This is a genomic window from Ignavibacteriales bacterium (assembly GCA_026390815.1).
In the GTDB taxonomy this organism is placed as follows: domain Bacteria; phylum Bacteroidota; class Ignavibacteria; order Ignavibacteriales; family SURF-24; genus JAPLFH01.
This window is the reverse complement of sequence record JAPLFH010000041.1, coordinates 127,076-153,876: the sequence shown is the minus strand read 5'-3', so window position 1 is coordinate 153,876 and position 26,801 is coordinate 127,076. Positions and strand designations below refer to the sequence as shown.

Here is a 26,801-nt window from a genome sequence, read left to right as displayed (position 1 = left end):
AACTTGGAACAGAAAATTAAAATATCATCCATTGTTATTGCTAAAGACGAGGAATTGAATATTGGCAAGTGCGTAGACAGTCAGAAGGATTGTATTGATGAAATAATTGTACTGATAGATAACCGTACAAAAGATAAAACTACAGAGATTGTTAAGAGTAAAAATGTTTTTTATGAATTTGTTGAATGGCAGGGCTATGCGCAAACAAAGCAATATGCTCTTTCAAAAACTTCCAACGATTGGGTTTTTTGGATTGATGCCGATGAATCTTTTACTCCTGAGTTATCGCATGAGTTAAATGAGTTTAAGAATAATAAGCCTGCTGAAATTGCATATTCAGTCCCGCGTAAAGCTTACTTTTTAGGAAAATGGATTAAGCATTGTGGTTGGTATCCCGGCAGAGTTACCCGGCTGTTTAACAAGCAATATGTAAAATTTAACCAAAACACCGTTCACGAAAATTTGATTGTGGAAGGAAAAGTTAGCGAACTAAAATCCGATTTAGATCATTGGACAGATCCAACTATTGAACATTATTTTAAAAAATTTAATATCTACACTTCTCTTGCTGCGGAGGAATTAGCCGGGCAGAATAAAAGTGCTTCAATTTTTGATATTCTTCTTCGACCTTTAAGCATATTTATTAAAATGTATTTTGTAAAGCTTGGCTTTTTAGATGGACTTCATGGATTTATTCTTTCAATTTTTTCTGCTGGTTATGTATTTACAAAATACTGTAAGTTGTGGGAACTAAGAAAATCCATTTGAATTTAACTGAACAATTTATCAATTTAGCGGTGCAGCAATTCATTAGGATAAATTAGGAGCATTAAAAATGAATCTGACTGAAGCTCAGGAATTTCTTTTTATGCAGGTTGTTTTCCAAAACCAGCAGCTTGGATTGATTGGTTTAGGAAAACTAAAGAATCCGATTTCTAATAAAGAAGAGATTAATTTAGAGCAAGCCAAGATGGCGATTGATATTTTAGATATGCTTACTATTAAAACCAAAGGAAATTTATCTGAAAGGGAAGACCACTTTTTGCAAGACGTGCTAAGAGATTTAAAGTTGAACTATATAAGCGAAACAAGTAAATAGATTTTCGGTATAAGTGCTAGTTATGTTGTTCAATAGATAGGAGGTTTTAATGTCATTATTAACAGATACAACCTTACAAAGGATAATTGATAGGACTTCGAGTGATAATATTCTAGAAGATAAAATTAGGCTTAGTCCTTTTATTGAAGAAAGTCTAACCCCTATTGGATATGATTTAAGAATTGGTTATGAATATTCGATTTCAAGTCGTGCTAATAAGTTCAAGATCAAAGATGATGAAGAGTTTAAAGTTAAGCCAAATGAAACAGCATTTATAACAACTTTAGAGAAGCTAACAATGCCATCAAATAAAATGTACTCTGGTCTTGTTGTATCAAAAGTTTCTATTACCGCTAAAGGTATTATAAATGATACTACCACCATTGACCCTGATTGGAGTGGAAACCTACTTCTTGTTTTGCATAATTTATCGAAGAATGAAATAACCTTAAAACAAGGGCAACAAGTATCTACTATAGTATTTTTAGAAAACAAAGAACCTTCTTCAAAGTCATGTAATAAAGACAATAATAGAAATGCATTATTAATAGACATCTGGAATGAATTAAATAATAAGGCAAAAAGAAAAGAAAAAGTTAAACAGTTTATTTCACCTGCTATAATAATCACATCATTTTTTATAGGAAATTACTTCTTTGGTAATACAACTGGTCTTACGGCTTTTGTTGCTATTGGAGTAGCTTTATCACAATTTTTCAAAAAATAAAGAGAATAATATGAATAACATTACGAATTATTTGAGTTCATTATATAATAATACAGACGAACCATTTGTTATTGGTTTAACAGGCTATACTGGTGTAGGTTGCAGTACAACCAAAGAAATTTTGCTTTCTAAGAATAAACCCGAAATTCCTGGTTATAACTCAATCAATATTTCCTTTAATTTAGAAATTATTACGAAAATGGATGAACGCGTCTACAATAAATTAAAATATTATTGGAATAAAACCGCATGGGAGCCTTTTATCTCTATTGAAGTATCAAAAATTATTTTTTCATTTTTTTTAGATGCATTAATTAAAGGACGAATTTCAAAAACTGAATTTCCTGACATCGCAAATAAGATTGAGAAAAATGAACAAAAATTAAAGGGTATTTACCATTTCTCTTCACCTGACCCCATAATTTCCATTGAAACTGCTTCTGAACTCATTGATGCTTATGAGGTTTCAAAAGAAATATATTCTCACTTCAAACAAAAATATATCAAAAAAGAACTAGGTAATTTTATAGAGCGACTACAAAACTTAGGCGATGAAATACGACGATATGGTTCTGTAGACAAAAAGGAATCTGATAGAGAAATTAAAGCAGAAAATATATTTACACTTCCGAAGGCAATGAATAAACTTATTCGAGCTTTTATTCTAATTAATGACACGCATTCATTTGTTATTGATACTCTTAAGAATCCATATGAAATAGAATACTTCAAGCATCAATACAGTAAGTTCTATCTTATTGGGGTATTACGCGATGTTGATAAAAGAGAAAAGAATATGCTCGAACGTTTAGATTATGAATCATCAAAAAAAATAGAAAATCGTGAGAAGGCTGAAATGTATAGTAAAAACAATGATGAATTTCCATTAAGGATTACATCACAAGATATAGATGAATGTATTAAAAAAGCAGATATGTTTATATATAATCAAGAATCAGAATCTAAAAATTTCGAACAACTCAGATTTGGGATAATCAAGCTAGTCACTTTATCAAAAAGACCTGGGTGTGTAACTCCTACGCAAGACGAAAGATGTATGCAATTAGCGATGACAGTTCGATTGGTATCTGGTTGTATCTCCCGACAAGTTGGCGCAATAGTAATTGATAAAGAAAGGAAAGTAATTGGAGTGGGATGGAATGATTCCCCAAAAGGGCAGATTCCCTGTGCACTTAGAACATGTGAGGAACTAGTTAATAATTCTACTCCGCTCATATTTAGTGGATATGAAAGAAGTGAAAAATTTACAAATCATATTAAGGGATTAAAACAAAGGGAAGAACCCTTTTGTTTTAGAACTGAAAAGGCTGTGATTGATAAGAAAAAAGAAGCAGAATATACTCGTGCACTTCATGCTGAAGAAAATGCATTATTCCAAGCTAGCGCAAATGGATATATCTCCCTAATTGGTTCTACTTTATATACAACTTCTCGCACTTGTAATCTATGTGCAAAGAAAGCATATCAACTTGGTGTAAAAAGAATAGTGTACATAGATGAGTATTATGATATTGCCATTGAACAAACTTTAAAGGCTGGTAACAAGCAAATAATAATTGAACGATTTTCTGGTATAATAGGTCAAGCATATCATAAATTATATACAGCTCCAATGCCTGAAAAAAGCATAATTGAATTAGAATACAACATTGCATAAAAATCTTATCCATAATTGAGGATACATATGAAGAAAAGTTCATTAAATGATTCGCAACTATTAGAACGTAGAAAAAAGAGAGATGTATATCCAAGAACAGAATACTTCCGAGACCATACCGCTATTATTCATTCAATGCCATTCAGAAGATTAAAGCACAAAACACAAGTATTTTTCTCACCTCAAAACGATCATGTTTGTACAAGAATTGAACATGTTTTACATGTTGCTTCAATCGCAGCCTCAATTTGTAAAGGTCTAAATTCTTCAAACAATGGATGGAATCTAAACGAAGAATTAGCTTATGCAATTGGCTTAGGTCATGATTTAGGACACGCGCCATTCGGTCATTCTGGTGAAAAGGTTTTGAACAGACTAATGGGTGATGGCAATTCATTTATCCATGAAGTCAATGGTTATCGTGTTGTTGAATACTTAGCAAACAATGGTGAAGGATTAAATCTTACTTATGCAGTTAAAGATGGCATAATATGTCATTGCGGTGAAAAGTTCGAAAGGGAAATATCTCCAAGATCAGAATACATTAATTTGGATGAAATTACAGATAGAAAATATTATCCAGTTACATATGAAGGATGTATTGTTAGATTAAGCGATAAGATAGCATATTTTGGTCGTGATATTGAAGATGCTTATTTAGCAAAATTTTTTGAATTAAAAGACATTCCCAAAAGGATTCAAAATGAATTGGGGAAAACCAACGGTGAGATTATTAACACCTTAGTTCTAGATTTAATTAAAACATCTACCGATAAAGAAAGTATTCAATTTTCTGATGCAAAACACAGCTTGATAATGGAACTCAAGGATTTCAATTATTCAAGAATATATTCTCACCCTGATATTGTGAAATGGAGAAATGATGGAGAGAGAATCATTGAATATCTTTTTGAATATTTTAAAAATTTATTTGATCGAAATGGATTCGATGGAAGAAAATATAATATCAAACAATCAAAAAAAATTGATTTATCGTTTTGTAACTATCTTCAAAAAATGAAATCATTTTATAAAAAAGAAGAGACATCAACTACCAAGATTATCTCAGATTATGTTTCTGGAATGACTGATGAATATGCTTTAAGATGTATGCAACAATTACTTATACCAGAGCCAATAAATTTTTAATACAACATAACCAGTTATTCAAACCGGTCGCTTTAAATATTTCGGCATATATATGGGTATAAAGTGCATTGTAAATGTTGGTTGCTCTTTGAGAGTGGTTAACAAAATGAATTAATAAATAATTATTGGCGTCGGTCTTCAAACCTGCATAACTGTGTTGGGCCGCGGCATAAAACCATGCCGTTCAAAATTTATATTGTTTGTGTTCTTCAATTATTAAAATGAATTAAAATTATGACTATCGGAATTATCCCAAATACAAGCAAAGAAAATATTGTTGAAGTTGTTTCAACATTTACAAGCCGTTTGAAAGAATTTGGTTTTGATTTTATTTTATGCAAAGCCTTGCAGCAGCTTGATGTTGAATCTTACGCTCATCTTAAAAATGCCCTTTACAAACCAATTGATGAAATTTTCAAACACAGTGACTTAGTAGTTTCTATCGGTGGCGATGGTACAATGTTAACAACCGCCCATCATGCATTGGAGTATGGCACGCCAATTCTTGGTCTTAACTTCGGTAAGCTTGGCTTTTTGGCTGAGTTTGAAATGAACAAATTGGATTTACTGCTTACTGAATTGAAGAACAACGAATATTCCGTTGAAGAACGAATTGTACTTGAAGGAGATTGTCTAAAATGTCATCAGAAAAAGTTTTTTTCAATCAATGATATTGTTATTGATAAAGGTGGCTGGCCTAAGATGATTGAAATTTCCATTCGTGTTGATGATAATTATGTTACAACTTTTTCAGCAGATGGTTTGATCCTGGCAACACCAACTGGTTCAACTGGTTATTCCTTATCAACAGGCGGACCTGTTGTTGATCAGAAAGCCGATGTAATCACACTCTGCCCAATTTCTCCGCACACACTTACAATGCGACCAATAGTTCTTGCAAGCCACCAAAAAATATATCTTACAGTTAGTTCGCATCATACAGAAGTAAATATTAATTGTGATGGACAGAGAGTTCACAGCAATCCACCACCATTGGATTTGGTTGTGTATAAAAGCACTAAAAAAGTAAAGTTGATACGAACCAATTCAATTAACTATTTCAAAATCCTAAGAGAGAAACTCTTTTGGGGAATGGATGTTAGAAAAAATTCTTCCGAGAAATAAAATGAAAACATTTTGCTTTTTGCTTCTTCTGGTTTTTGTGGCTTTAATTCCCGCCCAGCAAAAATATAAAATTATTATTGACGAAAAATCTGAAAAGCAAATGCTGGTTGGAGAAATTTCCCGTTCAGCATTTCAGGATACCAGCTATTCCTGGTGGTTTAATTCAGAATATGAAAATTATAATCCATCCAAAATAATATTAGACAGCATTTCTAATAAAATTAAAGATGTTGATATTACAGTTATTTTAGGCACCTGGTGCAGCGATAGCCGGCGCGAGGTACCACGATTATTTAAAATCCTGGATTCTCTTGGTTATCCATCCAACAAAGTTAAATTGATTGCTGTAGATAGAAATAAAAAAGATTTGAGCGGTGAAACAGATAGTTTATTAATTGAATTGGTGCCGACATTTATTTTCTACCGTGAAGGAAAAGAGTTGGGTAGAATAGTTGAAGCTCCTGCTGAATCTTTGGAGAAGGATATAAATAAAATTGTCTGGAAGGATTAAAAAAAAAAGCTGCACTGTTAATTGTAAAAACAATTTAACAATGCAGCAATTAAACAATCAATTATTTTAATTTTCGCTTAGAACCATATCAGGAAATTCTTCAGGAACAAGTTTTTTAATTTCCTTCAAATGTTTACCATTTCCGTTGCCATTTCCATTCTTTTTATTTACAACTAACCTTTGCAACTTTTCTTTCTTACCTACAATGTCTTCATACATAAATATTTCACCCTTGTAGTTGCGCAGTATAATCTTTTCTTCATCATGATGTAAAACGTATTCTGGTAAGATTGGAATCTTTCCACCGCCGCCCGGAGCATCAATAACAAAATATGGAATTGCCAACCCGCTTGTATGCCCGCGCAGGTTTTCCATAATTTCAATTCCGGTACGGATAGAAGTTCTAAAATGGTTAGCGCCTTTAGTTTCATCAGCCATATAGAGGTAATATGGTTTTACACGCATAGCAAGAAGTTTTTGCATCAACTCTTTGATGATTGCGGGATTATCATTCACACCTTTCATCAACACGGTTTGATTGCCAACAGGACAGCCGGCATCAGCAAGCATTTCGCAAGCTTTTTTGCTTTCCGGAGTAATTTCCCAGGGATGATTAAAATGAGTGTTCACATAAACCGGATGATATTTTTTTATCATGTTACAAAGTTTAGGTGTAATCCGTTGCGGCAGAACGCAGGGCATTTTTGTCCCAATGCGAATAATTTCCAGGTGAGGAATTTGCCGAAGCCGTGCAAGAATTTTTTCCAGCATGCAATCGGTTAACATCAGGGGATCGCCACCGGATAGTATTACATCTCTTATTTCACTATGAGCTTCTATGTATTTAAATGCGGCTTCCAAACCCTTCATAGAAATTTTATCTGAGTTTCCCACTTTTCTTTTGCGGGTGCAAAATCTGCAGTACATTCCACATTGACTTGTAACTAAAAATAAAACGCGATCAGGATACCGATGCGTAATGTTTGGAACCGGACTCATCGCATCTTCATTAAGGGGATCTTCGCTTGCATCCAAATCTTCCAATTCAACCTGGCTTGGAACACATTGCTGCCAAATTGGATCGCCTGGATATTTGATCAAGCCTAAGTAGTAAGGATTAATTCTCGCCTGAAAAAAAACGTCGAGCTGCTCGGCGATTTTCCGATCAAGGTTGAATTTATCAACAAGCTGATCAACTGTGTGAATGCTCTGCCTGAGCATTTCTTGCCAAAGTTCCATTGATTTTCCCTTTATATTATTTAAAGTACTTTCCGAAAATTATTAAGCTATCATTCAAAGAATAAAAATCATTTATCTGTGCAACGATTGAATATTTTTTCCTCTGATAAAAATCTCTGGTTGCAAGATAACTTTCTTTAGATGAAGTTTCTGCGAGTAACCATCTTCCACCTTTATTTGCTACTAAATCCTCCGCATGCTTTAATAGCTGGCTTCCAATACCTTTGTTTTTCTTTTCCGGATCAACAACAATCCAGTAAAGATCAAACACTCCATCTGTAAGTGCTCTTTTACCAGTGCAATGATAACCTAAAACTTTTCCATCCTCGTCATAAACAAAGATGTTATAATCTTCCTGCCCGGGTTGTAGTAATGCAATGTCTATTAATTCCATTGCAATTTCGCATTCAACTTTATTAAAGTTGTTTGTGTGCGCAAGTAAATTTTCAATTTGACTTCGATCGTCAGACTTTAATTTTCGAATCAATTAATCTCCGTTCAAATGCAAAATTTAAAACTGTTTTTAGTAATTCAGGATAACTAATTCCTGTTGCGGCAGCGGCTCTAGCAAATCCGGCATCAGATGAAAGATCTGGATTTGGATTTACTTCAATTACATATGGCACACCGCTTTTACTAATACGCATATCAACACGGGCATAATCACGGCAATTCATAACCTGGAATACTTTTTTAGCTGTTGCTTCAATTTTATTCTTCAGGTCATCATCAATAATTGCCGGACAAATTGGATTAGTAAATTTAAAATAAACACTCTTTGGGGACCACTTACCTTCGTAAGTAACTATTTTGGGAAAATCTTTGGGTAAACCTGTAAAATCAATTTCTGAGATTGGTAAAGTTTCCTCTCCAAGAATTGCAACGTTTAATTCTCTTCCGTTAATGTATTCTTCTATCAATACATCTTGCTTGTAAGTTTTAAAAAGGAATTTTAACCTGTTGTTTGTTTCATCTAAAGAATTGACGACTGAAAATTCCGAAATGCCAATACTTGCATCTTCCTTTAGCAGTTTTAAGATAACCGGAAATTTTAATTGAAATTTTTCGCTTGCAAGTTTTTCACCCAGCGCAGCAACATAATAGTTTGGCACTTTTATATCGAACGATTTCAAAATTTGTTTTGTCCTGGATTTATCTAAACAAGTTGCTAGGCAAATTGGTGTATTGCCAGTGTAATCAATCCCAATAACATCATATAAGCCGGCAATGTAAGCTTCGTAATGAGAAATTCCATTAACTGATTCAACAAAATTAAATATTACATCGGGTTGGTAATGTTTAATTTTGGCAAGAAAGGATTCAATATTCTGATTAACTGTCAATACTTCAATATTGTCGTAGAAGACTTGCAAACTGGTTATAACTTCGCTTATATGGTTTGCCAATTCACTTTCTGATGTATCAACATCTTCCTCCGAGGAATGAATTTCTTTACCAAGATAGTTGATGAACAACTTTATTGGTTCATTATAGCAGATTAATATTTTTGCTTTTCTATCTATCATATAAGTTTATGCCTTTTTGCTGAAATGTAAAGAACAGAATTAATCATTTGATTGTAATCCCAGCCGTAAGCACGTGCTGCTTTGGGAAAACAGGAATTATCTTTTGGATCCGGAAGGATTCCTGGCAGTGGATTCACCTCAATAATATTTGGTTCACCCTGCGAATCCAAACGTACGTCAATCCTGCTCCAATCTTTGCAATTTAAAACTTTGTATGTCTTTAGCGCAATGTCCTTAATTTTTGTTTCCAATTCAAAATCCACTTTAGCTGGGCAAGAAAAAATTTGCAACGGATTTTCTCTGCGGTCAACAATCCATTTTGCTTCATATGAATAAATTGGAATTAAACTTTCCGGAAGAGTATCAAAATTTATTTCTATAATCGGAAGTGCTGAAGCATCTCCATCATTCCCAATCATAGCAACAGTAAATTCTCTTCCAGGTAAAAACTCTTCAATTAAAGATGGCTGTTTATAAATTTCATAATTCTTTTCAACTGCAATTGCCAAATCAGTTATGTTGGCAATAAATGAATTGTTGAAAATTCCTTTACTCGATCCTTCACCAATCGGTTTAATAATAATCGGAAATTTTAGATCGAAGTTTAGTAAATCGTTTTTGCTTGAAGCAGTGATGAACTTTGCGTTTTTAATTTTGTGATAAGATAGAATTTCTTTTGTGCGGGCTTTGTCTAAACAAGTAACAAGTGTTAAAGGATCAGACCCTGTATAGGGAACTTGAAGCATATCCAGCATCGCCGGTATTTGAGCTTCTCTGCTAATGCTGTGCATTCCTTCAGCAACATTAAATACAATATCCGGTTTGTTAGATTTAATTTTTTCATAAGCATTTTCATCTGCTTCTACCAGCGTTACATTATGATTTATTGCTAAAGCGCTTCTAACAGCATTAATAGTTTCAAAAGTATCCCATTCAGCATACACATCATTGAATTTTCTTGGAGTAGTTTGTGATGAGTTTGATTTTGAGGAGACTATTTCGGAGGAAGCCAGATTTTCAGTTGATGAATCTTCTTCCGGTCTTACATTAAATGTAAGCACAACATTCAAGCGAATGTTCTCAGAATGAAATGTAATATCGGCTCCTTATGTTTATGTAAATAAATATAACTGATAAAAACTTAAACGCAACATCTTTTCTTAAAACATCCAACATAATAACTCAAAAAAAAATTCACAAAAATATTTTTTTAATCTCTATACAAAAATAAATAATTTTTTTTTAAATGAAACATTTTTAAAAAGTTTTTTCTGATTTTTTTTTGAGGGTAACACTCAGAATTTTTTTTTAAGCGATCTTAGAGTAGTTAATATTTTCTTTGTAAGATGTAAGTAAGTTATCGCGGATGATTTTGTGAGAAGGTAAAATCAACCTGGGATCCTGCGCAATGATGCTAAATGCTTTTTCCTTTGCTTTGATTAACAAATCCATGTCTGAAATGATGTCTGCATATTTCAATTCTGGGAAACCGCTTTGCTTTATTCCAAAAATATCACCGGGTCCGCGTAGCTTAAGATCAATCTCAGCAATATCAAAACCGCTATTGTATTTAACCATCGACTGAATTCGAGCAGCAGTTTTGTTTTTTTCTAATAAAGCCGGAGAAAGAAATTCTAATTGCAGATTTTTGGAAGATATTTTTTCTGCAAATTCATCTTTGGTAATAAGAATGCAGTACGCCTGCTTTTCACTTCTTCCAACTCTTCCTCTTAATTGATGAAGTTGCGATAAACCAAACCGATGTGCATCATTTATTATAATAATGTTTGCATCAGGAATATCAATCCCAACTTCAATTACAGTTGTTGCAACCAGAACCTTTAAGGCGTCAGCAGAAAATCTTTGCATCGCCTCCTCTTTTTCCTGAATGGACATCTGACCATGAATCATTCCTACATCAACATCTTTAAGGAAAGTGTTTTTTAGTGTTTCATAATTAGTTACTGCAGCTTTAAGTTCCAGCTTTTCCGATTCCTGTACTAATGGATAAATTATAAAGGATTTGTAACCTTGCTTTGATTTATCAATTATGAATTTAAATATCTGAGGCAGTTTGCTCTCTCCACGGAGAAAAGTTTTAACCGGTTTCCTGTCTCTTGGCATTTCGTCAATAACTGAAACATCAAGATCTCCATAAACAGTCATTGATAAAGTGCGTGGGATTGGAGTTGCCGTCATTATAATGACATCGGGCGATACACCCTTCTTAATTAATTTTGATCGTTGAACAACACCGAATCGATGCTGCTCATCAATTATTGCTAATCCTAACCGGTTAAAAGAAACATCTCCTTCAAAAAGAGCGTGAGTGCCAATAATTATATCGCTTTCACTTAACTCTTTAATTTTCAGATTTTTTTGTTTTGCTGATTTTTTTTGTCCGCCAATTAACAAACCAATTTTAATATCAAAATTTTTTAGAAAGCTGCTAATTGTTTTGAAATGCTGGAGCGCAAGTACTTCTGTGGGAGCCATAATTGCCGATTGAAATCCATTATCTTTAGCAATAAGCATTGCAATTAATGCAACAATCGTCTTCCCGCTTCCAACATCACCTTGTAGCAATCTGTTCATTGGTTTTGGGCTTTCCATATCTTTGCGAATATCTGAAAGAGCTTTTAACTGAGCTTTTGTTAACTCGAATGGAATCGTTTTAAGAAAATCGGGGATTAATTTACTTTTGATTTTCATTGAATGTCCGGCAATTTTTTCTTTATAGTTCCTTTTTCGCAGAGCAACCAATGTTTCAATGTAAAAAAGTTCTTCAAACTTGAACCGGGTTAAAGCTAAATTAAGTTTATCGTAATTTTCCGGAAAGTGAGCATTTCTTATTGCATCAATAATTCCAAGAAGATTCTCTTCTTCGATTATATCAGCCGGTAAAGTTTCGGTTAGGAATCCGGAATACTTTTCCACCGCATTGCTTATAATTTTTCTTAAACTAAGATCACCAATCTTAGTGGAACGCAATTCTTTGGAGACTCTGTAAAATGGAATTATCTTTCCTGTGTTTAGAAATTGCTGAGATTCAGTTTCGGTAATTCTATCAAAATCAGGGTGAACGAATTCAAGATTTCCATATTTAGTTAAAACGGGTTTGCCAGCGATAGCATACTGTTCACCTTCGTTAAATACATTTTGAAAGAATCTAACTCCCTGGAACCAAACACACTCAAAAAATCCGGATGCATCTCTAACCTGAACTTTAAGAATTTCTTTTCGTCCGTATCTGATCACTTCTTTATCAACTACTTTACCTATAATAGTAACCTCACCTTCATAACCGTTAATCAAATGACCATAAACTTTTGTAGTAGTAAGTATGTTTGTTCTATCTAAATATTTTGTTGGGAAATAAAAAAGAAGATCTTTGACGGTTTCTATTCCAATCTTGCCAAATGATTCGGCTTTCTTTGGTCCTACCGACTTTAAATATTTTACAGAGTTTAAAAGTATGTTAGATTCTGTATTAACCATTGCCCGTTAAAATATAACTAAAGAAACGAAATATCAATTGGTAAGTTCAAACATATGCCTGTTGTAAGAAAGGAATATTTTCAGATACTTCTATTCCATTAAGGAAATGATTTAAAGATTTGGTTACACGTAAAGCATTTGAAATGAACTGTTACATGGATATATTTTGGTCAACAAAATATTTCTTTTTCAAGTTAGAAATAATTTTCGTAATAGGGCAAAATCCAGTCGAGAGGACAATTAAATGGATCAGGATAAAATTAAGGTTCTACTAATTGAAGATAGTCTTGGAGACATTCGTATAATTTCCGATATGATTCGGTTTAGCGGAGAAGAAAGATTTGAACTGAACCACAATATTCAACTTAACTCTGCATTAGAAAGGATAAAAAATAATTCATACGATGTAATATTGTTGGATCTGAATTTACCGGACAGCAAAGGAATTGAGACCTTGGAGAAATTATTAACTAATGTAACAGATATACCAATTGTTATTCTTGGTGAAGTTAAAGATGGTAATTTTGAACTTAGCGCTATTCAGCTTGGCGCTCAGGATTATCTTATAAAAGGTTATTTTGATGATAACTTGCTTATTCGCTCTCTGCTTTATGCAATAGAGAGAAAAAAAGTGAAAAGGAAAATTGAGGAAACAACACAATTGTTGGAAGCTATTTTTGATAATACGAATATGCTCCTGGTATACCTGGATACTAATTTTAACTTTGTAAATGTGAATAGAGGATTTGCTGAAGTAAATGGAAAGGAGAAATCATTTTTTATTGGCAAGAATTATTTTGATCTAATAAAAACAGATGGACTGGCAGAAATATTTAAAGGTGTACTAACTTCTGGTAATTCTTATTCAGCAAGTTCAAAACAATTTATTGGTGATCACTTAACTGAAAGAGGAATTACATACTGGGATTGGAGTTTAATCCCTTTACGGAGTCCCGATGGAAAAATATATGGTTTAGTTTTATCAATATCCGATGTAACAGAAAACGTTCTTGCACAAAAGAAATTTCAGGAAGAACATGATAGATCTCAAATGTATCTGGATGTTGCAGGAGTTATAATTTTAGTAGTTGATCCCACCCAGAATGTTTCTATGATCAATAAAAAAGGTTGCGATATTTTAGGTTATAAAGAAAGCGAAATTGTCGGTAAAAACTGGTTTGATAATTTTTTACCGCCTGTAATTAAATCTGAAGTTAAACTTGTTTTCGATAAGGTAATAAAAGGTGAGTTGGGTATACAGGAATATTATGAAAATCCAATTTTAATCAAGTCGGGTAAAACTAGAATTATTGAATGGCAAAATTCATATATCAAAAATGAAGAAGGAAAGATAATTGCAACATTAAGTTCTGGAATTGATATAACAGATAGAAAAGATATCGAAACTCAACTAAAGGAAACCAATACGCGCCTTGATGCAATAGTAAGTACCGCAATGGATGCTATTATTTCTATCGATAGCAGGCAGAGAATAATTTTATTTAATAATTCTGCTGAAAAAATGTTCAAGTACCCAGTATCGGAAGTTTTGGGTAATAAGTTAGAAATGCTTTTGCCTGAAGATTATAGAAAAGGACACACTAAACACATTATGAATTTTAGTAAAACTAATGTTACATCCAGGCAAATGGGCAGCCTGGGAACAATAGTTGGGTTACGTGCAAATGGAGAAGTATTTCCAATCGAAGCCTCCATTTCGCAGGCAGAAATTGGTAAGGAAAAAATTTTCACCATAATCCTCCGCGATATTAGTGCACGATTTAAAGTATAAATTCTTTGGTTGATTATTTTATTGAAATATGGAGTTCAATAAATTGTTTCGGAATTATTGATAAAAGATTTGCACTGGTGAAGATTTAGATAATAAATTTGCAGTAATAAAAATTTGAATAACTCCTTTCAGAATAAACTGTAATTATGTATTTTTCTACACCAAAAGTTTGAATATGACAAAACGGACAAAATACATAATTTCGCTAATGTTGCTTCTTTGCTTCTCATTTCACTTTGCTCATTCCGAATTAAACTTTTTGACGCATAATGATAATAACCACACTGCACACGATTTCTGCAAACTGGTAACTTCCAGTAAAACTACCGCAGCTTATACTCCTTTAATTAATATTAAACTTGAATTTGATATTCTTCCTGATATTATACTCTCAGAAGTTTTCTATTTAAATAAGCAAAATATTGCCTTCCAAGAATTTAATAACGCACTTTCGGTTCATAGAGAAAATCTTTTTCTGCTCAACAATATCTTTTTAATTTAATTCTTTTCCCAAAATTCCAGAACCATTTCATCCAACTAAGGATGAAAATATAATTTTATCGAACTTCATAAAGGAATTTTATGATAAGAATAATATTTCTTATTCTAATTTTGTCGATTAGAACATTACCGCAGAACAAAATAATCGATCAACATTTATCGGTTGAGGAAGCGATTGAAATTGGATTAAAGAATAATCCGGAAGTAAAAAGCGCAATTGCAAGTATTTCAGCTTCGAAAGGAAGATTTTGGAGTGGGATATCATTGCCTCAGCCTGAAGTTGGTGTTAGTTATGAATATGCACCGGTGAACAGCAGTCTAAGTAACTATAGTGAAAGAACTATTGAGGTGAGGCAATCTTTAGATTTTCCTTCGACTTATTTTTTGAAAGGAAGCAAATTTAGCAAAGAAGAAAAGATTGCAGTTTACAAACTAGAACTGGCTGAAAGAAGTGTCATCAATCAGGTGAAGACAAGTTACTACAAAGTTTTGGTTAAACAGTATCAAGTAAAATCCGCAGAGGAAATTCTAGTTATCTCCGAAGATTTTTTTAAGAAAGCAGAGATAAGACAAAATGTTGGAGAAGGAACGAACCTTGAAAGATTAACCTCAAAGGTTCAATTCACTGAGGCGCAGAACAATTTGGAAGTTGCTAAGAACGAGCTTACTACAGCATTTGCCGAACTTAATTACTCACTTGGGTATGGAAAACAAAGCTATGATTCGAATTCGGGATTAACAGATTCGTTGGTTTTTGTTGATCATAAAATAAGTTTCGAACAAATCTATAAATCATTTGAAGAAACAAATCCTCAGATAAAAATTGCCGAATTAAACTATGGAATAGCATCGGTAGAAAAAGGTCTCGCGTGGTCATCCATTCTGCCGAATATTAATCTGGCTTATTTCAAACAATCGATAGACGGCAACACTGGATTTTACGGTGCTTCATTTGGAATATCAGTTCCGCTATGGTTTATGTTCGATCAAAGAGGAAAAATACTAGAAGCGGTTGCGAATCTGTCCATCTCTGAATTAGAACTGCAATTAACAAAGAATGAAATCGCTTTAAAATTAAAAAACGCTTTCACAGATCACGAGAATAATCTAAAACAAGTAAAACTTTATGTTAGCGATATTCTTCCGCAAGCTGAAGAGATTTACAGAACCGCTATAAAAAGCTACGATGCAGGAGAATTGACATATCTTGAATATCTGCAAGCAAAACAGACTTTAATAAGCGCGCGGAATAATTATATCAATGCCTTATTCAATCATTATCAATCGGTTTTTCGGATTGAGGAAATAGTCGGGCAAAATATTATTGATAAATCAGAATTGGAGAAATAGATGAAAGCTAGTATCAAATTATTAATTGCAGCAAATATTTTAGCATTTGTTCTTTTGGGATGTGGCGGTAAAGAAGAACCTAAAAAAATAGAAAATAATAAAGAGCATAGCCAAGTTGTGATACTTTCTGTCGAATCAATTAAACAAATAAAATTGGAAACCGAAACGGTAAAATTACAACCATTTACTGGGTATCTATCCATTCCAGCAAAGGTAATTACAAATCAAGATAATGAAGCACAGATCGGTTCGCTTGTTCAAGGAAGAGTGCATAAAGTATTTGTTAAAATTGGAGATTTTGTTAAAGCTGGACAAGTATTAATGACGGTTGAAGGTTTGGACGTTGGAGAGATTAAAGCCGGTTTCTTGATAGCAAAAGCAGCGCTTGATTATACAAAAGCAAATTATGAAAGACAGAAGAAATTATATGATGAAAAAATCGGATCACAAAAATCATTATTGGAAAGTCAAGCTGAATATGAAAAAGCGTTTGCAGAATACAAAGCAGAAGATAAAAAAATACACTCTGTTGGTCTTAGCGATGAAGATGTAACTGACGCAAAGATTAATGAAGAACATACATCCGGCACTTTACCAATCAAATCTTCAATCAATGGAGTTGTAGTTGAAAGGAATGTTGTTATCGGGCAGTTAGTTGACGCAACAACGAATGCCTTCAAAGTGATTAATACAAATACGGTTTGGGTTGACGGACAGATTTATGAAAAGGATATAACTAAGATAAATCAAAAAACAAATGCAGTATTTACATCTACAACTTATCAGGATGAAAAGTTTAACGGAAGAATAATATATATCGGGCAAACTGTTGATGAACAATCAAGAACTATTACAGTACGCGGTGAGTTTGGTAATGCGAATAACAAATTGAAACCCCAAATGTTTGGTGAGCTAAAGATTCCGGTTGGCGTAAATGCTAAAGCAATTATAGTTCCGGAGGAATCTGTGTTTAAGGAAGCCGGGCAAGAATATGTGTTTGTTCAAACAAGCGATACAACCACGCCCAACCGCGGGCAGGCTTTTGAACAAAGGAAAGTAATTACCGGAACCTCTGTTGATAAACGGATTGAAATTAAAGAAGGATTGAGAGAAGGTGAAAGAGTAGTTTCGAAAGGTGTGTTCTATTTGAAGAGCGAACTGAAAAAAGATGAATTGGCTGGAGGCTAAACTAATGTTAGAAAAAATAATTTCATTTACGTTAAAGCAGAAAGGGATGATAATATTTCTTTCTCTGCTTATAGTTGCGTTCGGATTGTATTCATATCTGACATTGCCGATTGATGCTTTTCCTGATGTAACGAACATTCAAGTAGAAGTGGTAAGTCAGGCGGATGGACTTTCCGCGATCGAGATTGAAAGAAATGTAACTTATCCAATTGAGATGGCAATGCGCGGATTACCTGATGTTGAACAAATGCGTTCGGTAACGAAGTTCGGACTTTCAATAGTAACAATCGTTTTCAAAGATAATGTTGATATTTATTTTGCACGCCAGTTGGTTTTTGAGCGATTGGGAGAAGCAAAAGAAAGTGTTCCCAAAGGTGTTGAAGTTGCTATGGGACCAATAGCCACTGCAATGGGTGAAATATATCAATACACCCTCGAAGGGAATATGCCGGCAGATTCACTTGCAAAGATTGTTTACTTAACAAACTTGAGAACAATCCAGGAATGGATTGTCACACCTCAATTAAAAAGCATTGCCGGAGTTAATGAAATAAATTCTTTCGGCGGGTACTTCAAACAGTATCAAGTAATCGTCTCACCGGAAAAATTACTAAAGTATGCAGTAACAGCAGACGAAGTTTACTCTGCAATAGAAAACAATAATCAAAATGTTGGTGGAAATATACTTGAAAGGAATTCCGATCAATATATAGTTCGCGGAGTAGGTTTGATTAAGAACATTAGCGATATAGAAAATATTGTGCTGAAATCCCACGATGGAACACCGACTTACGTAAAAGACGTTGCCCAGGTAAAGATTGGCGAAGCTGTAAGAATGGGCGCAGCAATGATAAACGGAAAAGATGAAGCCGTTGGCGGAATTGTAATGATGCTGCGCGGTGAAAACAGCCGCGAAGTTGTTAAGCTAGTGGAAGAAAAAGTTAGAGAAATAAATGAGAACAACATCCTTCCGTATGAAATTAAAATGGTTCCTTATTATGACAGAAGCGATATAGTAAACGCAAGTGTTAATACCGTGAACAAAGCTTTGATCGAAGGAGCCATTCTTGTCCTTCTCATTTTGTATTTATTGTTGAGAAGTTTTAGGGGAAGCTTTGTTGTACTTCTTGCTTTACCTCTTTCTTTACTTGTTACATTTATGGTGATGAAGCTTATAGGATTGAGTGCAAACTTAATGTCACTCGGCGGGATAGCTATTTCAATTGGAATGATCTTAGATTCGACAATAATCCAGGTCGAAAATGTTCAGCGCCATTATACTGATATGAAAAAAGATGAACATCCAATTCTTGTGGTTCTCAAAGCCATTCTTGAGGTTCAAAAGCCCAGCATTTTTGGTGTGCTAATAATTGCCATTACATTCATTCCTATTCTTTCATTAGAAGGAATTGAAGGAAAAATGTTTGGACCTCTTGCAAAGACAGTAGCAATTGCTCTGCTCTCTTCATTATTTCTTTCAGTTTTTGTTATACCGGTTCTCTGCTCAATGTTCTTGAAACCGCAGCCGGAAAAGGAAAGCTTAATAATGAAGTATGCAAAGAAAATTTATCTGCCGCTTTTAGAATATGTGATGAAAAAGAAAATAGTATTGTTAAGTATAGCCGGATTATTCTTGATAGCAGCAATGTTCCTCTTTACAAAATTAGGAACGGAGTTCATTCCAACAATGGATGAAGGCGCATTCGATATGGATGTTGCTTTGCTTCCCGGAGTATCACTTTCGAAAGCGATGGAAGTAAATCAACTTGCAGCACAGAAGATGAAAGAGTTTGACGAATTAGATATAGTGGTAGCACGAATAGGTCAAACCGGCGTTGCAATGGATACAAGAGGTGTGGATAAAACCGGTTACGTTGGAATATTAAAACCAAAGAGCGAGTGGAAACGAAATATTTCAAGAGAAGAATTAACAAATGAAATGCGGGCATCGTTGGAAGCAATACCGGGAATCGGTTTTGGATTCAGCCAGCCGATACAATGCAGAATTGATGAACTTGTTGCCGGAACAAAAGCACAATTGATTCTTAAACTCTTTGGCGAAGATTTAGACTTGCTACAGAGCAAATCGGATGAAATCGCAAAGGTGCTTTCTTCTATTGAAGGTGGAACAGATTTAATGACCGAAAAGGTTTCTGGTCAGCCATATTTAACAATCAATATTGACCGTTCAAAAATAGCGAGATACGGAATAAATATAAGCGATGTTCAAAACGTAATTGAAATTGCAATTGCCGGGAAGTCCGCTACTAAGTTTTATGAAGAGAACCGGAGTTTTGATATCACTGTTCGTCTGCCGGAAGAAAAAAGAAATTCCATTGAAGCGATTGAAAATATATTAGTCCCTACAAAAACAGGGATGCATATTCCGATTGCACAATTGGCTGATGTAACAATGATTGAAGGACCTGTTCAGATTAGCCGGCAAGATGGTATTAGAAGGATCGGCATTGAGATGAATATTTCAGGAAGAGATATTGGTAGTTTTGTAGCTGAAGCAAAACAAAAAATAAAAGAGAATGTTAAATTTCCGGCGGGTTATTATTTAACGTGGGGAGGACAATTTGAAAATCAGCAAAGAGCAATGAATAAACTGATGATCATCGGACCAATTGCTATTGGATTAATTCTACTACTTTTATTCGTTACCTTCAGATCAGTCCGCCTGGCGCTGCTGGTAATTTCTAACCTACCGTTTGCATTAATAGGTGGAATATTCTCACTCTACATCTCCGGATTATATTTATCTGTTCCGGCATCTGTTGGATTTATAGTTTTGTTTGGCGTTGCAGTTTTAAATGGAGTTGTATTAGTTTCTCAAATATCTCAATTAAGATTTAATGGAATAGTATTAACAGATGCAATAATGCAAGGGAGCATAAATAGATTGAGACCGGTATTGATGACTGCAGCAATATCAATCTTTAGTTTAATTCCAATGCTGTTTGCTACCGGAACTGGTTCCGAAATTCAAAAACCACTTGCTACTGTTGTAGTTGGTGGTTTAATAACGTCTACTATTTTAACACTATTGGTAATTCCATCTGTTTATGGTTGGTTTGAAAAGAATAAATAATAATCTTGGCTGGTAAATTTATTGTTGAAAGTTGGTTTTATTAAAATCAAAATCTTGGTTATCAATTGCACTGATTTTTTCTAAGTGAAGATGTAATGATCAAAATAGTTGCGATGTAATAGTTATATCTTCTATACGAACAGAATTTTACACAATCTGTAGATAACTAAAATTCCTGTTTGTATAAAATTTATTTTTGATATAACTTTATTCCACCAACACAGGTTATTTATGAGTAAAGGAAATATTCTGGTAATTGATGATGAGGAAAGCATTCGTGGTGTACTATCACAATTATTATCGCTGGATGATTTCAAAGTATGGCAGGCAGATAACGCTCAAAAGGGAATTGAAATTTTAAAGAGTGAGGAAATTCAGGTTGTAATAAGTGATGTGCGCTTACCGGATGCATACGGTATTGATTTGATTTCAAAGATAAAGGAGTTGAATCCTTTAATTGAAATAATTATGCTAACAGCTTATGGAACAATCCAGGATGGAGTAACTGCAATAAAGATGGGTGCCTTTGATTATATTACAAAAGGAGATGAAGACAATAAAATTATTTTATTAGCAGAAAGAGCAATGGAAAAAGTTACTCTTAAGAGTAAACTTGAAAAGCTTGAAAGCCGTATAATTGAAAGATATAATTTTGATAACATACAAGGTGAATCCTTCCTAATTAACGAGGCAAAAACTCTTGCCAGGAAAGTTGCAGCTACAGATACACCTGTTTTATTAATTGGTGAAACTGGAACAGGTAAAGAAATTTTTGCCCAGGCAATTCATAATTCAAGCCTACGCAGTGGTAACCATTTTGTTGCAGTAAATTGTAGTGCAATTGCAAAGGATTTATTGGAATCGGAGATGTTTGGATATAAAGCCGGAGCCTTTACCGGGGCGCTTAAAAACAAGAAAGGTTTATTTGAAGAAGCTGATAACGGAACTTTGTTTCTTGATGAAATTGGGGAAATGGATTATGCTCTTCAATCGAAATTGCTTCGGGTTACTGAAACTAATTCATTTATTAAAACCGGGGATACCAAACCAACTACTGTTGATGTTAGAATAATTGCAGCAACAAACCGGCATTTGGAAGATGATATCAAAAATGAAAAATTCCGGTTGGATCTTTTCTATCGGATCAGCACATTCAAAATTGAAATCCCATCATTAAAAGAGAGAAAAGAAGATATACCCCAACTTGCTAAAATTTTCATAAATCAATTTTCTCAAAAGACCAAAAAGAAAATACTGAATATTGAAGAAGATTTTTATAAGTGTCTTTTGGAGTATAATTATCCCGGTAACATCCGCGAACTAAGAAATATTATTGAACGTGCCGTTATTTTAAATGAAGGGGGAATCTTAACTTCTGATTCTCTTCCAAAAGAATTAAGAGAACAAAAAGTTTTGCAGACTGAATATGACGCTGCTCTATCGATTGAGCAAGTGGAGAAACAACATATTATAAATATTCTGGAAATGACAAAGGGCAGTAAAACAAAAGCTGCTGAATTACTGGGAATTGGACTTACAACCTTATACCGCAAACTCCAAGTATATAACCTCGAATAAGATTTTAATTTGTACCGATCCATCTTACCATTTTGAAAATTGATTTTTCATTCTGAAAAACTTGGTGCGTTTAAATTTTCCTGATAACAATTAAATAGTTGACTGGTGGATTAAAACCGCAATATTATTCTCTGGCATTCAATTGGAATATTTGAGTTAGATAATGAGGAAAAATAATAATGATGACTTTCTTGATGATATTACTTAGTGCTGTTCTTTTCTGGATTATTTATAAATCCATTAATTTTTTTGATAATCTCTAACAGGTGTGGCAAATGGTAATTCTTTTGATAATAAGTATACTGATTGGTCTTTACCTTTTCTATGTATTAATCAAGCCTGAAAAATTTTAAGGTAAAGCTATGAGCACTGAAATATTAGGTATTGTATTTTCTTTTTTAATAACTGTTATCATTGCAATTCCTATGGGAAAATACATGAGCAGGGTTTTTAAGGGAGAAAGGGTTTGGACAGATTTCTTAATTCCTATTGAAAATTTCATCTTCAAAATTTCCGCAGTAGATCTAAATGAAAAAATGGATTGGAAAAAGAATATCAAAGCGATGCTCCTGTTGAATATTATATTTTATACCTGGTCATTTTTAATTCTTCTTTTACAGGGATCAATTCCATTGTTAAATCCTGCAGGAATTGCAAATATGGAACCAGCGCTTACTTTCAATACTGCAGTAAGCTTTTTAACAAATACAAATCTTCAGCATTATTCCGGTGAAACCGGAGCATCTTATCTCTCTCAAATGTTAGTATTCACATTCCTTCAGTTTGTAAGTGCGGCAACAGGAATTGCAGCGCTTGCTTTATTATTTAAAGGATTAATACAAAAGCAGGCGTCAGACCTTGGAAACTTTTATAATCTATTTTTAAAAAGCTGCACAAGAATATTGCTTCCGTTATCTCTTGTTGTATCTGTAGTATTACTACTTAACGGTATACCTCAAACATTTGAAGGCGCTCAGAAAGTAATAACTTTACAGGGCGATACCGTAAATGTTGCAACAGGTCCCGTTGCTTCAATGATCTCTATAAAACAATTAGGTACGAACGGCGGCGGATACTTTGGACCTAACTCTGCTCATCCATTTGAAAATCCAAATTACTTTACAAACCTGGTTGAGAATTTCTCCATCCTTTTTATACCCATAGCTTTAGTTTTTACTTTTGGATATTATCTGAATAGAAAAAAGCTTGCCTGGATTTTCTTTAGTATTATGACAATACTATTTATTTCATTTGTTACAATAAATGTAAGCTTTGAAACTGCCGGTAACCCGGAAATATCAAAACTTGGAGTTGATCAATCACTTGGTAGTATGGAGGGCAAAGAAGTACGATTTGGAGCAGCGGCTTCAGCATACTGGAGTGTTTCCACAACATCAACTTCAAATGGTTCAGTTAATTCAATGCACGATAGTCAAACTCCAATCTCGGGCGGGGTTTTACTTTTGGATATGATGATTAATGCTCTCTATGGCGGAGTAGGTGTTGGATTTTTAAACTTCTTCATTTATATAATAATTGCAATTTTTATTGCAGGTTTAATGGTAGGGCGTACACCAGAATTTTTAGGAAAAAAAATTGAAGCACGCGAAGTTAAAATTGCCGCACTTGTTTTACTTGTTACACCATTCCTTGTATTAATACCCACTGCAATTTCTTCATATATGGCTGCAAAAAATCCCAATATAGGATGGCTTAATAATCCATCCTACCACGGCTTTTCCGAAATGCTTTATGAATTTACATCAGCAAATGCAAATAACGGTTCCGGATTTGAAGGCTTGGGTGACAACGTTTATTTCTGGAATATTCTAACCGGTATAGTCATGCTTCTTGCAAGATTCCTGCCTATAATTGGTCCTGTTGCAATTGGTGGATTGCTTGCTGAGAAAAAATATATCCCTGAATCTGCGGGAACGCTTAAAGCAGAAAGCTATACGTTTGCAGCAATGGTGCTTGGAATAATAATCATTGTCTCTGCTTTGAATTTTTTCCCTGCTCTTGCACTTGGTCCATTAGCCGAATTTTTTTCAATGTAAACCATTAAAAAGATAAATAATATGAAACATAAAAAAACATTAAAATTATTTGAACCTACAATAGTAAAGGAATCTATCCGTTCATCATTTAAAAAACTTAACCCGATATATATGCTAAAGAATCCAGTGATGTTTACGGTTGAGGTTGGAACATTGATTATGCTGATAGTTTCGATCATAACAATTGTAAATCCATTAGCCAATCAGGGAAGTTTTATTTATAATTTTCTAATAACAATTCTCCTTTTCCTTACATTATTGTTCGCAAATTTTGCCGAGGCAATAGCGGAAGAGCGTGGAAAAGCACAGGCTGAATCACTTCGGAAGACAAGAGAAGACACTCCGGCAAAACTTGTATTAAGCGATGGTTCAATTAAATTAATTAGTTCATCCAGTTTAAAAAAAGGAGATGTTTACCTTGCTGAAACAGGAGATACACTTCCTGCTGATGGTGAAATTATTGAAGGTTTGGCAACGATAGACGAATCGGCAATTACTGGCGAATCTGCCCCAGTGATAAGAGAAGCTGATACAGATCATTCCGGAGTTATTGGGGGAACAAAAGTTCTTTCGGATAAAATAAAAGTTCAGGTATCAACTAATTCGGGCGAATCTTTTTTAGATAAAATGATTCAACTGGTTGAAGGTGCCAAGCGACAGAAAACGCCGAATGAAATTGCTCTAACTGTTTTGCTTGCCAGCTTTACCTTGATATTTTTATTTGTAACAGTAACACTTTTCCCATTTGCCTTTTATGCAAATACAATAATAACTGTTTCGGCACTTGTATCTTTGTTTGTTTGCCTTATTCCAACCACTATCGGTGGACTTCTTTCTGCGATAGGAATAGCAGGAATGGACAGAGCATTAGGCGCTAATGTTATTGCAAAATCAGGTAAAGCAGTTGAGAATGCCGGCGACATTGATGTTGTATTGCTTGATAAAACAGGAACGATAACAATAGGCAACAGGAAAGCTACAAACTTTTATCCTGCTAATGGAGTTAATGCAAATGAATTTGCAAACTACTGTTATCTAAGTTCAATTTCAGATTCTACGCCTGAAGGAAAATCAATTGTTGAATTGGCAGAAAAAAATAATTCATCTGTTTTAAACGGAGAATTGACTGATGCAAAGTTTATTAAATTTTCTGCTGAAACAAGAATGAGCGGAGTTGATCTAAAGGACGGAATGCAAATCCGTAAAGGCGCCTGGGATGCAATAAAAAAATATTCGGAAAGAAGCAACGGCGAATTTAACGAAGCAGAGATCTGGGTAAACGATATTGCCAATAATGGTGGAACTCCTTTGGCAGTGGCAGTCAACAAAAAATTATTAGGCGTCATTCAACTTGAGGATATTATTAAGCCCGGCATACAGGAACGATTTCTAAGATTAAGGAAGATGGGTGTTAAGACAGTTATGGTTACAGGTGATAATCCTTTAACGGCAAAGTATATTGCAAACAAAGCCGGTGTAGATGATTATATAGCTGAAGCAAAACCGGAAGATAAACTAAGATATATAATGCAGGAACAGAATGGTGGAAAGCTTGTTGCTATGATGGGTGACGGTACAAACGACGCACCGGCACTTGCTCAGGCAGATGTGGCTGTTGCAATGAACTCAGGAACGCAGGCTGCAAAGGAAGCCGCAAATATGGTTGATCTTGACAGCGATCCTACAAAACTGTTGGAAGTTATTGAAATTGGTAAGCAACTATTAATTACACGTGGTAATATTACAACATTTTCTATTGCCAACGATGTAGCAAAGTACTTTGCAATTATACCAGCACTTTTTTCAATTACTGTTCCCGCATTAAACGTATTAAATATTATGAAGCTTGGCTCTCCACAGTCGGCAATTTTATCTGCTGTAATATTTAATGCTTTTATTATTCTTGCATTGGTTCCGCTTGCATTAAAAGGAGTAAAATATAAACCAATAGGAGCAAGCGCCTTGTTACGAAGAAATATTCTTATCTATGGTTTAGGCGGAATTATTACTCCATTTCTTGGTATAAAATTAATTGATTTATTTGTAAGTCTATTCTTTTAGGGTATAAATATGAAATCGCTAAGAAATATTTTAGGTCTTCACTTTTCAACAGTAATCCTGTTTGGTGTTTTATTTCCGTTACTAATCTGGGTAATAGGATTTTTATTTCCATCTCAATCAAATGGATTGCCGGTTTACAAAAACGAAAAATTGATAGGTTTCGAAAATATCGGACAGAAATTTACTGATCCAAAATATTTCTGGGGACGTCCATCTGCAGTAGATTATAATGCAGCTTCTACTGGTGGTTCCAACAAGGGACCAACGAACCCTGATTATTTAAAACAAGTTAAGGTTAGAATCGATACTCTGATAAAATATAATCCAGGTATTAAAAAATCTGATATACCTGCTGATATGGTAACAGCCTCAGGTGGCGGACTTGATCCGCACATATCTGTGCAGGGAGCGTTATTTCAGGTCAATCGTGTTGCCAAAGCAAGAAATCTTGATGAGCAGAAAGTAAGAAATCTTGTTGACAGAAGTATAGAAAAACCTCTGTTTGGATTATTTGGTCCTTCACGCGTAAATGTGCTTAAACTGAATTTGAATTTGGATAACCTAAAATGAAAGATAGCTATCTAAAAGAAGTTAATTTATTAACAGTTATTTTTGTAAATATAAATTA

At 34.1% G+C, this 26,801-nt stretch carries 22 protein-coding genes; 17 read left to right on the top strand and 5 right to left on the bottom strand.

The window, feature by feature from the left end:
• Positions 1-3: 3 nt before the first annotated feature.
• The 7 genes from NTX22_13320 (at position 4) to NTX22_13290 (ending at position 6,289) form a co-directional block, all read left to right on the top strand.
• Complete coding sequence (locus NTX22_13320) at positions 4-768, top strand: glycosyltransferase family 2 protein (GenBank protein ID MCX6151505.1); 765 nt, start codon at positions 4-6, stop codon at positions 766-768.
• 67 nt (positions 769-835) lie between these two features.
• Positions 836-1,099 carry a DUF1844 domain-containing protein gene (locus tag NTX22_13315; GenBank protein MCX6151504.1) on the top strand — a complete coding sequence of 88 codons (264 nt, stop codon included), beginning with the start codon at positions 836-838 and terminating at the stop codon, positions 1,097-1,099.
• Between the two features lie 49 nt (positions 1,100-1,148).
• Entirely contained in the window at positions 1,149-1,826 is a 678-nt protein-coding gene (locus NTX22_13310; protein MCX6151503.1) for a hypothetical protein, read from the top strand.
• A 10-nt stretch (positions 1,827-1,836) separates the two neighbouring features.
• Entirely contained in the window at positions 1,837-3,504 is a 1,668-nt protein-coding gene (locus NTX22_13305) for a deaminase (GenBank protein ID MCX6151502.1), read from the top strand.
• A gap of 27 nt (positions 3,505-3,531) precedes the next feature.
• The gene (locus NTX22_13300) at positions 3,532-4,653 is read left to right on the top strand and encodes an HD domain-containing protein (GenBank protein ID MCX6151501.1); all 1,122 of its coding nucleotides are present in this window, start codon (positions 3,532-3,534) and stop codon (positions 4,651-4,653) included.
• A gap of 234 nt (positions 4,654-4,887) precedes the next feature.
• On the top strand, positions 4,888-5,778 hold the full coding sequence (locus NTX22_13295; protein ID MCX6151500.1) for an NAD(+)/NADH kinase: 891 nt from the start codon (positions 4,888-4,890) through the stop codon (positions 5,776-5,778).
• Position 5,779: 1 nt separating this feature from the next.
• Positions 5,780-6,289, top strand: coding sequence for a thioredoxin family protein (locus tag NTX22_13290; GenBank protein MCX6151499.1), 510 nt, complete (start codon positions 5,780-5,782; stop codon positions 6,287-6,289).
• Positions 6,290-6,355: 66 nt separating this feature from the next.
• Here the strand turns inward: NTX22_13290 and NTX22_13285 are convergent, their stop codons facing one another.
• The 5 genes from NTX22_13285 to recG all read right to left on the bottom strand — a co-directional run bounded on the left by NTX22_13285 (position 6,356) and on the right by recG (position 12,552).
• A complete protein-coding gene (locus tag NTX22_13285) occupies positions 6,356-7,528 on the bottom strand; it encodes a KamA family radical SAM protein (GenBank protein ID MCX6151498.1) in 1,173 nt (390 codons plus the stop codon).
• Between the two features lie 16 nt (positions 7,529-7,544).
• On the bottom strand, positions 7,545-8,015 hold the full coding sequence (locus NTX22_13280) for a GNAT family N-acetyltransferase (GenBank protein ID MCX6151497.1): 471 nt from the start codon (positions 8,013-8,015) through the stop codon (positions 7,545-7,547).
• Positions 7,993-9,054, bottom strand: a complete 1,062-nt coding sequence (locus tag NTX22_13275) for an ATP-grasp domain-containing protein (protein ID MCX6151496.1) — start codon at positions 9,052-9,054, stop codon at positions 7,993-7,995. Before NTX22_13275 ends, NTX22_13280 begins: the two co-directional genes overlap by 23 nt.
• A complete protein-coding gene (locus NTX22_13270) occupies positions 9,051-10,115 on the bottom strand; it encodes an ATP-grasp domain-containing protein (GenBank protein ID MCX6151495.1) in 1,065 nt (354 codons plus the stop codon). The genes NTX22_13275 and NTX22_13270 overlap by 4 nt, the downstream gene beginning before the upstream one ends.
• A 247-nt stretch (positions 10,116-10,362) precedes the next feature.
• Positions 10,363-12,552, bottom strand: coding sequence for an ATP-dependent DNA helicase RecG (gene recG, locus NTX22_13265; protein MCX6151494.1), 2,190 nt, complete (start codon positions 12,550-12,552; stop codon positions 10,363-10,365).
• A 244-nt stretch (positions 12,553-12,796) separates the two neighbouring features.
• Between recG and NTX22_13260 the strand changes: the two genes are divergently transcribed.
• The 10 genes from NTX22_13260 (at position 12,797) to kdpC (ending at position 26,743) form a co-directional block, all read left to right on the top strand.
• Positions 12,797-14,344: a PAS domain S-box protein gene (locus tag NTX22_13260; protein ID MCX6151493.1), complete on the top strand. Its 1,548-nt coding sequence runs from the start codon at positions 12,797-12,799 to the stop codon at positions 14,342-14,344.
• Positions 14,345-14,519: 175 nt separating this feature from the next.
• Positions 14,520-14,846, top strand: a complete 327-nt coding sequence (locus tag NTX22_13255) for a hypothetical protein (protein ID MCX6151492.1) — start codon at positions 14,520-14,522, stop codon at positions 14,844-14,846.
• Positions 14,847-14,926: 80 nt separating this feature from the next.
• Positions 14,927-16,195 (top strand): TolC family protein, encoded by a 1,269-nt coding sequence (locus NTX22_13250; protein MCX6151491.1) that lies wholly within the window; start codon positions 14,927-14,929, stop codon positions 16,193-16,195.
• Positions 16,196-17,383, top strand: a complete 1,188-nt coding sequence (locus NTX22_13245; protein MCX6151490.1) for an efflux RND transporter periplasmic adaptor subunit — start codon at positions 16,196-16,198, stop codon at positions 17,381-17,383.
• A 4-nt stretch (positions 17,384-17,387) separates the two neighbouring features.
• A complete protein-coding gene (locus NTX22_13240) occupies positions 17,388-20,477 on the top strand; it encodes a CusA/CzcA family heavy metal efflux RND transporter (protein ID MCX6151489.1) in 3,090 nt (1,029 codons plus the stop codon).
• A 231-nt stretch (positions 20,478-20,708) separates the two neighbouring features.
• A complete protein-coding gene (locus NTX22_13235; GenBank protein MCX6151488.1) occupies positions 20,709-22,055 on the top strand; it encodes a sigma-54 dependent transcriptional regulator in 1,347 nt (448 codons plus the stop codon).
• Between the two features lie 275 nt (positions 22,056-22,330).
• Entirely contained in the window at positions 22,331-22,408 is a 78-nt protein-coding gene (gene kdpF, locus NTX22_13230; protein MCX6151487.1) for a K(+)-transporting ATPase subunit F, read from the top strand.
• Between the two features lie 9 nt (positions 22,409-22,417).
• Complete coding sequence (gene kdpA / locus NTX22_13225; protein MCX6151486.1) at positions 22,418-24,112, top strand: potassium-transporting ATPase subunit KdpA; 1,695 nt, start codon at positions 22,418-22,420, stop codon at positions 24,110-24,112.
• Positions 24,113-24,133: 21 nt separating this feature from the next.
• Positions 24,134-26,173: a potassium-transporting ATPase subunit KdpB gene (gene kdpB, locus NTX22_13220; protein MCX6151485.1), complete on the top strand. Its 2,040-nt coding sequence runs from the start codon at positions 24,134-24,136 to the stop codon at positions 26,171-26,173.
• 9 nt (positions 26,174-26,182) lie between these two features.
• Positions 26,183-26,743: a potassium-transporting ATPase subunit KdpC gene (kdpC, locus tag NTX22_13215; protein MCX6151484.1), complete on the top strand. Its 561-nt coding sequence runs from the start codon at positions 26,183-26,185 to the stop codon at positions 26,741-26,743.
• The last annotated feature ends 58 nt before the right edge of the window (positions 26,744-26,801 follow it).

Bases quoted from the DNA above. Each gene is read 5' to 3' on its own strand.
- NTX22_13315 (MCX6151504.1), top strand. From the start codon at position 836: ATGAATCTGACTGAAGCTCAGGAATTTCTTTTTATGCAGGTTGTTTTC.
- NTX22_13310 (MCX6151503.1), top strand. From the start codon at position 1,149: ATGTCATTATTAACAGATACAACCTTACAAAGGATAATTGATAGGACT.
- NTX22_13305 (MCX6151502.1), top strand. From the start codon at position 1,837: ATGAATAACATTACGAATTATTTGAGTTCATTATATAATAATACAGAC.
- NTX22_13300 (MCX6151501.1), top strand. From the start codon at position 3,532: ATGAAGAAAAGTTCATTAAATGATTCGCAACTATTAGAACGTAGAAAA.
- NTX22_13295 (MCX6151500.1), top strand. From the start codon at position 4,888: ATGACTATCGGAATTATCCCAAATACAAGCAAAGAAAATATTGTTGAA.
- NTX22_13290 (MCX6151499.1), top strand. From the start codon at position 5,780: ATGAAAACATTTTGCTTTTTGCTTCTTCTGGTTTTTGTGGCTTTAATT.
- NTX22_13285 (MCX6151498.1), bottom strand. From the start codon at position 7,528: ATGGAACTTTGGCAAGAAATGCTCAGGCAGAGCATTCACACAGTTGAT.
- NTX22_13275 (MCX6151496.1), bottom strand. From the start codon at position 9,054: ATGATAGATAGAAAAGCAAAAATATTAATCTGCTATAATGAACCAATA.
- recG (MCX6151494.1), bottom strand. From the start codon at position 12,552: ATGGTTAATACAGAATCTAACATACTTTTAAACTCTGTAAAATATTTA.
- NTX22_13260 (MCX6151493.1), top strand. From the start codon at position 12,797: ATGGATCAGGATAAAATTAAGGTTCTACTAATTGAAGATAGTCTTGGA.
- NTX22_13255 (MCX6151492.1), top strand. From the start codon at position 14,520: ATGACAAAACGGACAAAATACATAATTTCGCTAATGTTGCTTCTTTGC.
- NTX22_13250 (MCX6151491.1), top strand. From the start codon at position 14,927: ATGATAAGAATAATATTTCTTATTCTAATTTTGTCGATTAGAACATTA.
- NTX22_13245 (MCX6151490.1), top strand. From the start codon at position 16,196: ATGAAAGCTAGTATCAAATTATTAATTGCAGCAAATATTTTAGCATTT.
- NTX22_13240 (MCX6151489.1), top strand. From the start codon at position 17,388: ATGTTAGAAAAAATAATTTCATTTACGTTAAAGCAGAAAGGGATGATA.
- NTX22_13235 (MCX6151488.1), top strand. From the start codon at position 20,709: ATGAGTAAAGGAAATATTCTGGTAATTGATGATGAGGAAAGCATTCGT.
- kdpF (MCX6151487.1), top strand. From the start codon at position 22,331: ATGGTAATTCTTTTGATAATAAGTATACTGATTGGTCTTTACCTTTTC.
- kdpA (MCX6151486.1), top strand. From the start codon at position 22,418: ATGAGCACTGAAATATTAGGTATTGTATTTTCTTTTTTAATAACTGTT.
- kdpB (MCX6151485.1), top strand. From the start codon at position 24,134: ATGAAACATAAAAAAACATTAAAATTATTTGAACCTACAATAGTAAAG.
- kdpC (MCX6151484.1), top strand. From the start codon at position 26,183: ATGAAATCGCTAAGAAATATTTTAGGTCTTCACTTTTCAACAGTAATC.